Below are 14,476 nucleotides of genomic sequence, written 5' to 3' on the forward strand. Positions count from 1 at the left end.
ATTTCTGTGGCTTGATATAATTCAACTTGTTGAGGTTAGGCCTGGGGCTATCCAAACCCGGCTGTGTTGGCTGCCAGTTGCCGCTGTCGGTGGCCCACGCAATGCAACAAACCGGGAAAACCCGGCCCGGGTTTAGCCCCAACCAGAAGGGTTGGCAGCGGGCGCAGGGCCCCGTTGTTTATGAATGAGGCTACGCAGTAGGCGGAGACAGCTTGGCCAGGTCTTCAACAAACAGGGCCAGAAAGAGCTGCGTGGCTTTCGAAACGGCTGTTGCGAGCGGCAGTATCTCACTGGTGAGGGCCCGGGCCTCGGCCAACTCTTCCATCACCTTCAGGTTGTTTACCTCGGGCTGAATGTTGAACGTGCCAAAGGTGGATTTCAGCACATGGGCTTCCCGTTGGATGGTTTTGTAGTCGCCGCGGTCGGTAGCCTCCAGCAGCGCCTGCACCTGGCCGGGCACGCGGTCGATGAACATCTGCAGAATCTTGCGCACAAACTCGGAGTCATCGGCCAGCTTGCCCAGCATCTTAAAGTCGTAGTGCAGCCCCAGTTCCGACGCCCCAATAGTCGCTTCAGTCGCCGCTTCGGTACCATCGGAGCGGCGGCTCACCCGTGCCAACACTTTGTAGAGCGCCAGCTCGGAGTATGGCTTGTTCAGAAAGTCGTTGAAGCCCTGTTCTTTAAAGGTTTCTCCGTTGAAACGCACGGCATCGGCCGTGAGGGCCACCACCGGGGTGTTGGCGTTGGGGTTGCCTTCGGCGCGTAGCAGCGCGGTGGCCTGGGTGCCGTCCATCTTGGGCATTTGAATGTCCATGAGCACCAGGTCGTACTTGCGGGCCCTGGATTTTTCCACGGCCTCCTCGCCGTTGTGGGCAATGTCAACCTCCACCTGCCACTGCTGCATCATCGACACGGCAATGAGCTGGTTGATGGCATTGTCTTCGGCAAACAGGATGCTGAGGCCCTTGAGCAGGTCGGGCGTGGCCACCTCAGTTGGCTCGGCAAGCAGGGGCTCGCTGCTGATGGTGTAGGGAACCGTGAAGTAGAAGCAGCTGCCGTGGTCCACTTCGCTGCACAGCCCGATGTGGCCGCCCTGCAGCTCGACCAGGTTTTTGCAGATGGTGAGCCCCAGCCCGGTGCCACCGTACAGCCGCGCAATGCTGCTGTTGGCCTGCTGGAAGCTGCCGAACACCTGGTCGAGGTGTTCGGGGCTGATGCCCATGCCCGTATCGGCCACGCTAAACGTGACGGGCAGGGCCCTGCCGTTGCGCTGGCTGGCGTCGATGCTGATGGTGATGGCCCCTTGCCGGGTGAACTTGATGGCGTTGCTGATGAGGTTCACCAGTACCTGGCGCAGGCGGAAGGGGTCGCCCAGGGCCAGGGGCAGCGGCTCGGCAGTGCCCACAACGCGCAGCAGCAGCCCCTTTTCGTTGGCTTTCAAATTCAGTGAACGCACCGCGTCCTGCACAGTTTTGCCGATGTCGAAGGGGATTTTTTCGAGCGAGATGTTGCCCGACTCAATTTTGGCAAAGTCCAGAATGTCGTTGATGACGACCAACAGGTTTTCGGTGCTGGACTGTATCATCTCCACGTAATCGGCCTGCTCGGTGGTGAGGGTGCTTTTCGTGAGCAGGCCGGCCAGCCCCATCACCCCGTGCAGGGGCGTGCGAATTTCGTGGCTCATGTTGGCCAGAAAGTCCTGCTTGGCCTGCAGCGACTCCTGGGCCAGCCGGGTGGCCTGCTTCAGCTGGGTGATGTCGGACGCGAAGGTGAGCAGGTAGCAGCTGCCGTCGGACCGCAGCAGCGGGCTTTGGGTGGTTTGGTAGGTGCGGGTTTCGCCGTTCTGCAGGTGGTAGGACTCTTCAAACGTGATGGGTTTTTCGAGGGTGCGGGCCGTTTGCGGGAACTGCAGCGCCGCCACGGCTCCGTCTACCTCCACCTCGGGCCGGCTACGGCTGCTCATCCAGCTCAAAATGTCGGCGTAGCTTTTATTCACCATAATCAGGCGTCCGGCATCGTCTTCCACCGAAATCAGGTTGGGGCTGGCGTTCACTACCTGCATCACCAGGCCCTGCTGGTTTTCAAATTCCAGCTCCAGGTTGGCGAGCTGCTCCACCACCCCCGCCAGCTCCTGCATGGCATCGGGCTGGGGCGGGCCGGCCGCAATGGCTTCCAGCTGCGCCCGCAGGCGCGCTATTTCGCCCTCGGCATACTCGCTGCCCAGGAGCTCGGCTGGCAATGACGACGAAGTGGTGGGTCGGCGGGAACTCATGGGAACGTGGGGTAAAGACGAGCAACGGGCTGGCCGGTGCTTTGCTGCCCCGGCCAGTGCCTTGTACTCTTACCGGCATAGTTGGTTTTCCGCTGGGGCATACTTCTTCAAGCCCGGCAGTAATGTGTAGGGCACCCAGCCAACCCAATTTGCTCCGAAAAAAGCTGCTCTACTCAATGTTACCCGCTCCTGGTGCCTTCTGCCTGTGCGCGTCTCGCTCCGCTCATGTTGCTCTTCTAGTGGCCGCCGGGCCTCCGCTAGTTGGCACCTCTACCGGCCCGGTGCTGGCTTTGCTGGGGGCGCCAGTGCCTGCTGCAGGTAGGCATCCTGGTACTGCACCCAACGGGCCAGGCGCCGCCGGCTTGCCAGTACGTAATCGGGCATCCGGTCGGCGATGTTGGTGGTTTCGTGGGAGTCGTGCTGCAGGTCGTACACCTGGGTGGTGCCGGCTGCCGCATTGAGAATGACCTTGTGCCGGGCGTCGCGGTACCCAAATGTGTATTGCGAGTAGGGACTAAAAAAGTAGGCCCTGTTTACCCGCTCGGGGTTAAATAAGCTGGTGCCCTGCCACTCGGCCGGAATGGGCAGGCGCAGAACATCGAATAGGGTAGGAGCCACATCAACCTGCCCGCCAATAACCGGCAACGTCTCGCCATGAAAGAGAACGGGGTTCAGCAGCAGCAGCGGAATGCGCACGTTTTCCTCGTAAATGTTGGATGCGTGGCCGTACTGCACGTGCCGGCCAAAGGCTTCGCCGTGGTCGCCCACCACCACCACCAGCGTCGACTCGGCGAGGCCCCGGCGGCGCAGCTCACGTAGCAATTGCCCCAGCTGCTGGTCGCTGTAGTGCAGGGCATTGAGGTAGCGGTTGAGGTAGCGTTCCGACACGCCGTAGTTGTGCTCGGCGCCGGCAGGAAAGTAGGGGTAATGGGTTTGTGCCGTCCAAACGGTGGCAAAAAAAGGCGCAGCCGCGGAGTCCTTCGGCAGCCATTTCGCCACGCTTTGTATCAGGCAGGCTTCGTCGCTGCTGCTCAGGAAGTCGGTTTTCTCGGGGTCGATTTCCTGCGCTGGCTGGCTGCAGGGGATAGTTTGGAAATCGGCAATGGTGTCGAGCTGTCGATTGGCCAGAAAGCCGTTCATGTTCTGGAAGCGGGTATCGGCAGCAAAAAAGAAACCCGTCCTGAACCCCTTCTTTTTCAGCTCCGAGCTGATGGATGGCCGCCGGATATCGGGGTGTTCCTTGGAGATGCTCTGGTAGGAAATTTTCGGGTAAAGCGAGGCAAGCAGGGCCACCACCGCGTTGTTGGTGCTCGGAATGTGGGCGTACATGTCCGCCACGCGCAGGGCGTGGGGCAGCTGCCGCGCCAGCTCGGGCATCACGTCGGTGCGCGGCTGGTAGCCCGGCACGTACTCGGCCGGCACCGACTCCAGCACGAACAGCAGCACGTTGCGGATACGCGGGTTGCTCGGGGCATGCCCCGTGGTGCCGCCAGCCATTGCCGGGGTAGGAAAAGCCTCGAATTTGGCTGGTATTTGCAGCGTGAATAAATCGGGTGGGGTGGCCAGGGCAGCGTATACTGAGTTGGAAAATGCCAGCACGGGGTTGGCGGTCAGCTTATACGTCAGGTTATTGGCCGCAATGCGCCGCGGGGCCACCGCAAAGTACACCACCAGGCCCAGCGCCAACAGCGTCACCACTCCACGAAGCTTCTGCCCTTGCGGGTCGAGCCGCCGCAGCCCCGCCCAAAGCAGGTAGCTGCCCAACAGCAAACCCGCGCACCACCCCAGCAGCTGCCCCGCCCACTGCCACGACAAATTGGCCTGCAGCGCAGTGTAGAAGTCGCTGTTCTGCATAAAGTCGGAGTAGTACAGCCACCCGTAGGTCAGGGGGCCACCGAGGAGCGTGCTGGTAGTTACGTAGCTTAAGCCGACGGCTACGCACACCAATGCCAGGCCTAAAAAGGCCCCCAGCAGCCACCGCTGTACCCGCGCAAAGGAGCGAAACAGGTACGCCAACGCCATAAAAGCCGCGCCCAGCCCCGCCACCAGCAGCAAGTCGTAATAGCTAGCCAGCAGCACCATGTAAAATGCCCGGGGGTAGCGAAAAACGACGAAATAAGCAATGTCGAGCACCTGCGGGCGAATCAGGAAAAGCACCGCCATGAGGCTGAGCATGATGCAGCCAAGCTTGCGAATTGTATGGGTGGGCATGGCGGAAAATGGTTGAGCTGCTTTTGCAGGCCCCCATTACGTAATTGCTCCGAACTCCGCCACGCCCGGTTGCAGGACCGGGACCTGATGGTGGCCTGCAACCCTGCCACCAACAGCCGTTTCACTATTGGCTTCAGAATGCATGACTGCGACAGGTTTAAATGAAACGAGCGACCCAAGTGGGCCGCTCGCATTATTTCAGGGATAAAAGGGCTCTACGAGTAGTTTCCCCGTGGGATGGCCAAAATGCTGTTGTAGCAACCGGTTCGGCGTGTCGCGGGTGGGGCTGGGTAAGGTAGCCGTTAATGGGCAGGCCCTGCATTTTTGCCACGTCGTTTGGGTTGATGGAGGTCGTGAGCATGGGGATGACCGCCGTGGGGCTTCCGGGGTGGGGCCACTCAGCATATGCCTGCAGAAACTCAAAGCCGTGCATACGCGCAGGCAATACCCGCCATTCGCTTAAGGGAGGAAAGCGGGAAACGAGTGCCCAACAGGGCTGGCGGTATGAGGTAGGAAAACAAAAAAGGTAGTGCCGGCACCAAGCTGGCTGTGCACCTCAATGCGGCCCCCGGCATTCTCGACCATGCGCTTGACCATGTAAAGCCCAATGCCGGTGCCCTCCACGTGGTCGTGGAAGCGCTGGAACATGGTGAACAGGCGCGGCAGGTGGGCGGGGTCGAGGCCAAGGCCGTTGTCGTGCACCTCGAGCACGGTGTGGCCCGGCCGCACGTGGGCCCGCACGTCGACGTGCGGCGTGCGGTTGGGATGGCGGTATTTCACGGCGTTGCTGAGCAGGTTGTACACGATGCTGCGCAGGTTTTTCTCGGCGAATTGCACGGGCGGCAGCACCGACACATCAATAAAGAGCTTGGCCCCGGCGGCCTGCAGCAGGGGCAGCAGGTCCTGCCTTACGTCCTCGACCACAGCGGCCAGGTTGACCGAGGTGGTGGCGGGTGCGTGTTCCTTTTGCAGCTTAGACACCTCGGTGAGGTGGTCGATGGTGCGCTTGAAGCGCTCCACCGCCTCCAGCATGCGGGCCAGCGTGGGGCTTACCTCCGCGCCCTGGGCTACCTCGGCAGGCAACTCTTCCTGGAGCAGGTAAAGCAAGCCCTCGATGTTCGAAATCGGGGATTTGAGGTCGTGGCTGGCAGTGTAAATGAAGTTGTCGAGGTCGACGTTAGTACGGATGAGCTGCTGATTCGAGTCCGCCAATTCCTGGGCCAGGGCCCGGGCCTGCTGCCCGCTTTCCTCCACCACGCCCCGAGCCTGCACCTGGTCGGTAACTTCATGGGCAAAGACGAGCACCCCATCCACTGCTCCTTCGGTGTTGCGGCGGGCCTGGTAGGTGAAAGTCCAGTACATCTGCTCGAGCGGGGCGCCATCGTGGCGAGACAACATGAGGGGCAGCTCCTGGGCCACGTAGGTTTCACCCGACTCGTACACCTGCCGCAGCAGGTCTGGAACGGGCGAGTCGCGGACTTCGGGCAGGGCGTCCAGCAGGGCCCGACCGAGCAGCCCGCGCCCGGGAAAAATGCGCTGGTAGGCCGGGTTTACCAGCTGAAACACCAGGGTGGGGCCGTCGAGAATGACGATGGGTGTTGGCGCCTCCATGAACAGGTGGTGCAGCTGCTGGCGCTCGGCCTCGCGCTGCTGGCGGGCCTGCACCTGCTCCGTCACGTCGAAGGCGAAGATGGAGATGCCGGCAATCTGGCTGTTTTCGCGGTAGGCCTGGTAGGTAAAGGTGTAGTACACTTGCTGCACCGGGCGGCCATCGGTGGGCTCGAGGCGCATGGGTAGCTCCTGGCCAAAGAAGGTGTCGCCGGTGCGGTACACGCGGTCGAGTTCGTTCAGGAAGCCCGCCTCCCGGGTTTCGGGCAGGGCTTCAGCCACGGACTTTCCGGTAAGCTGGCGGTCGGGAAACAGCTGCTGGTAAGCCGCGTTCACGTACTCGAACCGGTGCTCCGGGCCGCGCAGCAAGGCGACCGCGGCGGGGGTATCGGCCAGGATGTGGAACAGGGCTTCGCGCTCCTGCGCCTGCCGCCGGGCCGCGGCCAGCACTTCGGCCTGCAGCGCTTCGGCCTGCTGCCGGGCGCGCACCCGCTCCGTCACATTGATGGCAAAGCTCATGACGCCCTCCACCTGCCCGGTGGCAGCGAACTTGGGCTGAAAGGTGACGTCGAAGTACTCCTCGTGCGACTCGCCGTTATCGAAGCGGTCGAGGTGGCGGCTCGATTCTAGCACGTGCACCGGCTTGCCGGTGCGGTATACCCGGTCGAAGGGTTCGTGCTGTTCCTCGGGCAGTTCGGGCAGGGCCTGGCGGCGGGGCCGGCCCAGCAACGTCCGGTTGGGCAGCAGCTCCTGGGTGCGGGGATGCACCAGGGTCCAGACATGGTCGGGGCCGAAGAACAGGTTAATTTGGGCCGGCGCCTGGCCGAAGAGGCGCACCATGCGGTTGCGCTGCTCATCGGCTTCGGCGCGCGCGGCCTCGGCCTCCTGGGTGCGCTGCTGCACGCGGGTTTCCAACTCTTGGTTGAGCTGCTCGGCCTGCTGACGCGCCTGCACCTGAGCCGTTACGTCGTAGGAGAAGTTAAGTACCCCGGTTATCTGGCCCTGGGCGTTGCGCAAGGCCAGGAAGAAGAAGTCGTAGTACACCTGCTCCAACTGGCCGGTGCGCGTGAAATCTGCCTGGACGGGCAGCGCGCTTGCGATGAAGGGCTCGCCGGTCTGGTACACTTCATCCAGCACATCGAGAATGCCGTGCGAGGCCAGCTCCGGCCAGGCCTCCCGGATGGGCTGCCCCACCAGGTCGCGCCCGTTGGCGATGCGCTTGTAGTCAGGGTTCACGAGCGTAAACACCTGTTCCGGGCCTTCATGCAGGGCCACTTGGGCGGGCAGCTGCATGAGCACATCATAGAAACGCTGGCGTTGCACCTCCGTCTCGGCGCGGGCGGCATGTTCGCGGGCCTGGCTTTCCCGCAAGGCTTCTTCCACGGCAGAACGGGACTGCTCGGCGGTGTCAGTAAAGCTCACCACCAGCTGGTCGCCGGCACGGCGGGCGGCCAGGTGGAAATAGTTGTCGAGGCCGTCGGCTTGGTAATTAACGCCGTAGCGGCGCGACTCAGCGGACAGAAATGTGTCGCGGTAGAAGGCAAAGATGCCGGCCTCGGCGGCGTTGGGGTACAAGGTTAGAAACGAGCCGGTGGGGCGCTCCGGCAGCTGGAGCATCCGTTGGGCCGCCGGGTTGAGGTGCACATATTCCAGGTCCGTGATGGTGGCCGGGTCGCCGGCGGCGTACACGGGCCGAAAGATGATGACACCAGTAAGCGAAACGTCCAGCAGGGCCAGAAGTACGTCGTCGGCGGGAGCAGAAGTGGCAGGAAGCATGAGCAAAAGTGGCGGAGGAAAGCAACCGAACCAAGGAGCGGTCGGGCAACGCGCAACTTTCGGCCAACGAAGATGGCTCAGAAAACGGCCAGTACCCTGCAGGGTTGCCCCTGCCCAGCAGCACGCACAAGCTTGTGGTTGAAGCGCGCGGGCAGCAACTTTACTTAGGTGCGGGAGGGAAGCCAGCGAAGACGTATGAATAGGTCCGGTGACTAAGAAACAAAATGTTGTAAATCAATTAAGTACTCAAATAAAAATAACCGTCATGCAGAGCGCAGCGAAGCATCTCGCGTGCCGCAGTAAATCAATCGTTTGACGATGCGAGCGAGATGCTTCGCTGCGCTCTGCATGACGTGCTTGTACTCGTTTACTTTTGAACTAGTACTTATTTTACCGATACAGGTAAGCCACCACTGGAAAAATAAGCTAACAGCATACGCACCAGCCCGAGGCCAGTAGATGCCCTCCAGTTCCCAATGCCTGCCCAAGCAGTCTGCGGCTACACCAACTGCCCCACGGCCTGCTTGAGCGCGGCCGTGCTCTTCCAGGTGCGCAGATTGATTTTTGCCGCTTCCGTCGGCTGCCGGCCGCTGCGACTGGCCAGGTCGGCGTACAGTTCAACCAGCTTCTTGGTGTTGCGCAGCGGTTCGGCGGGCAGCTCGGGCAACAGGCTGCTCAGAACCTGCAGCAGGGCGTCGTCGGTGGTTGCGTCGATGGCGCGGGCCTGCAGCAGGTTGTCGGCCAGGCGCTGCATGGGGGCAAATTCGTGGGCTAAAAACTGCCCGAGAATCGTTCCCAACGCCTTGGGGTTGAGCCGTCCGGTAGTACAAGCCGCCAGGAATACTTCCAGGGCCAGGGCCCGGCAGCCAGGCACCTTGTGCATCAGGCCCAGCGCCAGCAGCAGGCTGGTGGGCTCGGTAAACACGGGGCCGGGGCCGAGCAGCTCCTGCAGGGCCGCTTGCACAACGTCCCGCTCAATGGCTTCCAGGCCGTCGGCCCAGGCGGCAGTGCGCACCACGTGCCAGTGCAAAGGGGTTGGGTTATGGGGTATCAGGCTGGCCAAGAATCGGAAGTCATGAGGTAAGAACCAATCAACGTGGTTCTTCGCCTTGATGCTGGCGTGCTGGGAATAGAGCAGCAGCAGCGACTGGGGTGTTTGGGTAAGGTACCGGCTCGGAAACTGCAACTCGGTGTATCGGTGCGTAACCGTAGGCTGGCCGGGTTTCCACTTCTCCACCCACGTATTGACTTTAACCTCAAATTCCCACCCGGGAGCCCAGGGACGAACCACGCCGATGTAAGCCGTCGAACTAATGGCGGCCAGCTCCTCGAACACGCCATCGGGCTGACGGGTGCGCGCCGCTACCGCCCACAGCCACGGCCAGGCATCGTTCAGTGTACCAGTAGATTCTCCCTTGCCTGGCAGCAGCTTGCCCAGGCGGGCGGTCAGGTGCTTCAGCACCGGCATCTTCACGGGTTGGAATGCCGGTAAAGGGGGCTGGCCGGGCGTCAGGAGCCACTGCAGCAGCTCGCGCAGCTCCGGCCGCTGCAGGTGGGGAAGCCGGCCCAGCGCTGTTTGGGCATCTGCCGCGTGTGCGAAGGCCAAGCGGGCCAGCGCCACCACCAGGTCGGCCGGGTCTGGTTCAACCTGCGCAGCCTCGTACACCAATAGCTTCTCGACCAACACGGAAGGAGCCACCCAGTGCGGGGCGTGCGACGGCGTGCTCAGCAAGGGCAGGCCAGAGCGGGTGCGCAGGTGGGTTTCGGCGGCGGCGAAACGGCGTTGGTCCACCAGCACCAGCGGGTCGGAGTTGTCGTGTCGTGCGTTCACCTTGTTCACCCGCTCAGTCGTGAAGCCCTGCGCCCAGCCAAGTGCCAGGGTCGCGACCAGCCCGTGGTGCCCGGCAAGGTTGGTTTCTGCAACGATGGCAGCGGCCTGCTCGTCGGTTTTGCCTTTCAGCGCCGGCTGCACCTGCACCAGGAAGGGCCGCAGCTGCGGAGCATATTCAGCTGGAAACTGCGCCTGCAGCCGCAGCAGGCCATCTATCCAACGTTCCAGCTCCAAGGCGTCTTTGTGGCGCAGCACCTGGCCGGTGAGGAACAGTAGCTCGTGCCAGTCGGCCACGGGCGTCACCGCATTGGCTGCCGACAAATCGGGCACAAATTCAGCCTGCGGGACATAGCTGGCGCCCAGGTTCGGCGCGGATTCCGGAGCTGGAGCCAGCCAGGGCGCTAGCAGCTGCCGGGTGCCGGCCGTCATCAGGTCGGCGTAATCCGTCAGGGAGCTGGCCAGGGCCGCCGTTTCATCGGCCGACAGCAGCGGTTGCTTGGATTGGAGCAACGAAACCAGCAGCTTAGCTGCCTTGGCCTGCACGGCAGAATCGGAGCTGGCCAGAGCCGCCGATGCCAGCCGGGCCAGTTCCGGTGCCAGGGCAGGGGTACGCTTCAGCAGTTTCTCGAATCCGCTCAGCAGCGTGCGTTGCGCTGTTTTTAGGTCCTGCCGGGTAACCAAGCCTTCCGCGTACAGCAGCAGGGAGGTTGGGTCAAAATCTGCGCTCGTCCAGAGGACTTTTATTTGCTCCATCGCAAAGTTGACCACCTGCGGCTGCGCATGCGCCAGCAGCTCAACCAGTTCTTCCTGGTAGGCCAGGCCCTCCTCCAGAGTGGGTTGCAGGGCCAGAACCAGGTTTTTGAACCACGTCAGCAGTGGCCGGCGAAAGTCGCGCCGCAAGGCGGCCAAGCTGCGCGTGAGCAGCTCCATGCGCGTCAGGCGGCCCGTCGCCACCAGGCGCAGCAGCACGTCGAGCCAGGTGACGTTCTGCTTACCGTCCCCCATGTAGGCCTGCGCCGAATCGACCGTCGTGTCGTAATCAAAAAAACCAAGCAAATCCCGCTGGTCGGTGTCGAAGCTGGTTTCAAATTCCTGCAGCACCTTCTCGGCTAAATTGACCACCGACTTGTTCTCGCGGTAGTAGTGGCTCTTCATACCCAACGAATGCGCCAGCGTGCGGCAGAATAATGCCGGCTCGAAGTCGAGGAGTTGCCGGGCTTCCAGCTCCCGTAGCAGCGTGTACTCGGGCAGGCTCCACGACCCACCCCGGCTCTGGCGCTCGAACCACTCCCCAAACCAGTTCGGCCGGGCATGCTCCGCCACCGTGAGAAAGTCCTTTTCGTGCGCGGCGAAGGTGGCCCCTTCTCCCCAATACAAGCCCAGGCGTTCGGTCAGTCCCAGGGCTTCTTTGCGGGAATACGTCGCCACGCTCGCCAAAAACAGCATCGCCAGCTGCGGCTTCGTACCCGTCTGCCCCCAGGTAGAGGCGCCGATTTGACGCGTCTCGGTCAATTCCTTGCGCAGCGCCTTGGTTCTGGCGCGCACGGCCATTTGGTCTTTTTTGTCCAGCGCCAGCAGAAAGGGTACCACTGGGAGCACGCTCGGATGGCGAACAATGCGTTCAAAAATATCAACGGGAGACATTACTAATTACAGAAAGATGGGCAAATGAAGCGAAGCGCGTAAACGGAAATCGGTGAGCCTATAAATAGCGCATTTGCGCCGCTAATATGTGTTTGCACGGCCCCCGCTGGCCTTGGTGGCTGCTGAACCACGAGCAGGTACAGCGGGCCGCCTCCGTACCACCCACCACCACGGTATGCCACACGTCGGTGCCACGCACGCGGGCCTCGGTTTGGCCGCCGGCCCCCACGCCCACCAGCTGCACGTCATCGGCCGCGTCGAGCAGGGCGCGGGCATTTTTCAACCGGGGGTTTAATTTGAGGATGCGGTCGAGCTTGAAGGGCAGGCGGCGGTAGAAATGCTGGTTTCGGCCAGGTCGAAGCCCAGCAGGCCCATAGCCGAAAGGCTGGCGCAGAGCCGTTCCACGGTATCGGGCGCCAGGTCGTGCTCTAGGGCAAACAGGCTGGGATTGAACACCTCGTTGCCACGGAACAGGCGGTTAGCGCCGCTCATCCATTCCGTCGGCAACTCATCCATCAGCGTTTCGAGCTGGTTGCCTTCGCCCGAGAAGCCGCGCCACACGTCAGCCGACAGGGCCAGCAAGAAGCGCTGCCCGCCACCCAGTTCCAGCACAAAGGCCGAGGCCTGACCGTCGGGAGTGGCGTACACGCGCACGGCTTCGCAGAGGGGCAGCAGCCCGTCGAGCAGGCGCAGGCGGTGCACGCCGCCCACCCGCACGGCCCCCACGCTGGCCACCGGGGCAAAGCTCGGGCGCGGGCCTCGTAGCACCAGGTAGTAGTCGGTTTTGGCAGTACCCGCCGGAATACTCTGCACCAGCTGCACCGCCTGAACGCGCGTCAGGCGCATTTTTTCCTCCATCAGCGCCAGGTAGGCCTGCACCGAGGTCAGACCTTTAATCCAGCGTTCGGGCAGGGCCACCTTGCGCTCCACGACTTTGCCCGCGGCCCGCTCCAGCACCACTTCCTGCTGCCCCACCGACAGCAGCACCGGCTCGGTGCGCGAGATGCGAGCCAGCGCGTTCACCATCGGCTCGTTGAAATCAACGTTGGTGGTGCCGCTGCTGAGGAACTCCCCATCCAGGGCCTCCGGGCCCAGGTCCAGCCGAGCATACACGCCGTTGCACGACGAAAAGGCTTCGAAGCGCAGCTGGCCGGCGCCGGCTGTCACAATGGGGTCCCGCAAGGCGGCACTCTGCGGTACAAACCGCGAGGCCACCACTTTAGCCAGGGTAGACAGCCCACGCGCTGCCAGCCAGGAGTTGCGCAGCCGACCCCAGAAAAAACAGGCGGTTTCCGCGTCCAAGCCCTCTTCGGCAAAAGCGGACAGCAGCAGGGCATTGCCCTCCGGGCGCTGCTCTAAAGTAGAGGGGCGGGCGTATGCGTATGCGAAGTCAGACATGAAGCAGTAGTTATATGCTAATTATGGTAGCAATTACTAACTAATTTTAATAGTAAACTGCCGGGCGGGATTTTCACCTTCATCGAAAGGGCCAGGGCAATAGATGTTGCACGCTTTGCGCTCTGATGCCCTACCCATTTCAAGCCCCTTGCTAAAGCCGGCTGGATAATTGCAGCCGCCACCAAGTTTTGAAAGTCCTACCACAAACGAGTCCGGTTGGCATTGCCCGCCTTTTCTGCCAGCATGTTATTCGGAAATATATATTTATTTTTGTGAAATAAATAAAATAAGACAAATCTACGGTTTACCAATATCCCACATGCAACGCCCGCTTTTTACCTACCACACCCCCGATACAGCACCCGAGAAGTCACAAGAGGCTTTGCAAAGAGTCCTGAATAAGTTTGGAATCATTCCCAATCAGGATAAAATCCTCGCTGTTGCGCCCTCCATATACGAGGCGTATAATCATTCTTTTGATTTGTTTTTGGGCAAATCCAGCCTCTCCCTGCTCGAAGGGCAGATTGTTATCATGACGGCTAGTTTCGAGAATAATAGCCCGTACTGCATGGCTGTGCACACGTGGGGAATGGAAATGACCAAGGTCCCGCAAGACGTAATTGATTCTCTCAGAAATGGGGAGCCCATCAAGGATTCTAAGTTAGAAGCCCTCAGAAGCTTCACCAAAGACTTATTGGTGTGTCACGGTCACGTGGACGAATCCGCCATCGCCGCTTTTATTGATGCCGGGTACACCCAGCAAAACATCGTGGAAGTAATTGGTGGCTTGTCCGCTAAAATGATTTCGAATTACATCAATATTTTGGCAAAGACGGAGTTGGATGAAGTCATGAAACCTTATCAATGGACCCACCCCGATAAAGTGAAAGCCGAAGGAACCACGGCATAACCTGGATTTTACTGTCCGCAGCGCATTTTTACCAGCAAGCCCTAATTGTAGCACTTGGCCCTGCGCCACCTTCAAGCAGGGGTGCAACCGAAGCAAGGTGCAACTGCACTGTATCGGTATTCAGTGATGCTTTCAGGCGATAGTTGCCTCTCTAATTACTTGTTTTTCCGGCCTGTAAATCGAATTACCGAAGCTTTCCCATTATGAAATAAGCCTTCAGTCAGTTCAATTTCCTGCTCTGCTAATTCGATGATTTCAAAATCTGGAAAATCCGCTTTTAATTCATCAACTGAGAAGAGCATCGCGACGTCAGTTGGTCCGCCAACGTTCTTGTTAGTTGCGTTGAACTTCAAATGATTTTTGCTAAACGCTTCAAAAATCACCAGGCCGCCTTTGCGTAAATAGCCGCTCAGTAAATTGTGGTATCTAGATTTGTCCTGGGCTGGGAAGTGCGCATAAATTAACGCAATTACGTCAAACTGCTCCGGGCGGTATTGCAGGGTTGGTGATTCACCAACCTGATAGTCAATGGTTACATTGGCAGCCTCCGCTAAACGAAGGGCCTTTTTCTTCCCTTCAATGCTAATATCAAATGCCGCAACTTTCCATCCAAGCGTAGCGGCGAAAACGGCATTGCGTCCCTCACCCTCTGCCGGAAATAAGATGGTGCTGGCCGGTAGCTCTTGTAATTGTTCTTTTAAGTAGTTATTAGGCTGCTCACCATAGGCAAACGCTTCGGTGGCGTATCTACTATTCCACTTTTCGAGCCAGGAGTCGTTCATTTTTATTGGGGTTTGGTTGGTTAGACACACCGTTTAAATCGCAT

At 60.5% G+C, this 14,476-nt stretch carries 8 protein-coding genes; 1 reads left to right on the forward strand and 7 read right to left on the reverse strand.

From position 1 onward, the window contains the following. Positions 1–190 precede the first annotated feature (190 nt). The 6 genes from ABD837_RS19150 to ABD837_RS19175 form a co-directional block, all read right to left on the reverse strand. Positions 191–2,272, reverse strand: a complete 2,082-nt coding sequence (locus ABD837_RS19150; RefSeq protein ID WP_345057714.1) for an ATP-binding protein — start codon at positions 2,270–2,272, stop codon at positions 191–193. 270 nt (positions 2,273–2,542) lie between these two features. After that, on the reverse strand, positions 2,543–4,483 hold the full coding sequence (locus ABD837_RS19155; protein ID WP_345057717.1) for an LTA synthase family protein: 1,941 nt from the start codon (positions 4,481–4,483) through the stop codon (positions 2,543–2,545). Positions 4,484–4,942: 459 nt separating this feature from the next. Next, positions 4,943–7,867, reverse strand: coding sequence for a PAS domain-containing protein (locus ABD837_RS19160; protein ID WP_345057720.1), 2,925 nt, complete (start codon positions 7,865–7,867; stop codon positions 4,943–4,945). Positions 7,868–8,366: 499 nt separating this feature from the next. Next, positions 8,367–11,342 (reverse strand): DUF6493 family protein, encoded by a 2,976-nt coding sequence (locus ABD837_RS19165; protein ID WP_345057723.1) that lies wholly within the window; start codon positions 11,340–11,342, stop codon positions 8,367–8,369. A 58-nt stretch (positions 11,343–11,400) separates the two neighbouring features. Continuing rightward, positions 11,401–11,625, reverse strand: coding sequence for an SWIM zinc finger family protein (locus ABD837_RS19170; protein ID WP_345057725.1), 225 nt, complete (start codon positions 11,623–11,625; stop codon positions 11,401–11,403). Positions 11,626–11,633: 8 nt separating this feature from the next. After that, positions 11,634–12,740, reverse strand: coding sequence for a hypothetical protein (locus tag ABD837_RS19175; protein WP_345057727.1), 1,107 nt, complete (start codon positions 12,738–12,740; stop codon positions 11,634–11,636). Positions 12,741–13,059: 319 nt separating this feature from the next. On the opposite strand from ABD837_RS19175, the gene ABD837_RS19180 reads away from it, so the two are divergent. Then, positions 13,060–13,650, forward strand: a complete 591-nt coding sequence (locus ABD837_RS19180; protein ID WP_345057730.1) for a carboxymuconolactone decarboxylase family protein — start codon at positions 13,060–13,062, stop codon at positions 13,648–13,650. Positions 13,651–13,805: 155 nt separating this feature from the next. Here ABD837_RS19180 and ABD837_RS19185 read toward each other — a convergent pair whose 3' ends face one another. Continuing rightward, complete coding sequence (locus ABD837_RS19185; RefSeq protein WP_345057733.1) at positions 13,806–14,432, reverse strand: class I SAM-dependent methyltransferase; 627 nt, start codon at positions 14,430–14,432, stop codon at positions 13,806–13,808. Positions 14,433–14,476 lie beyond the last annotated feature (44 nt).

The organism is Hymenobacter glaciei (assembly GCF_039539585.1).
GTDB lineage: Bacteria > Bacteroidota > Bacteroidia > Cytophagales > Hymenobacteraceae > Hymenobacter > Hymenobacter glaciei.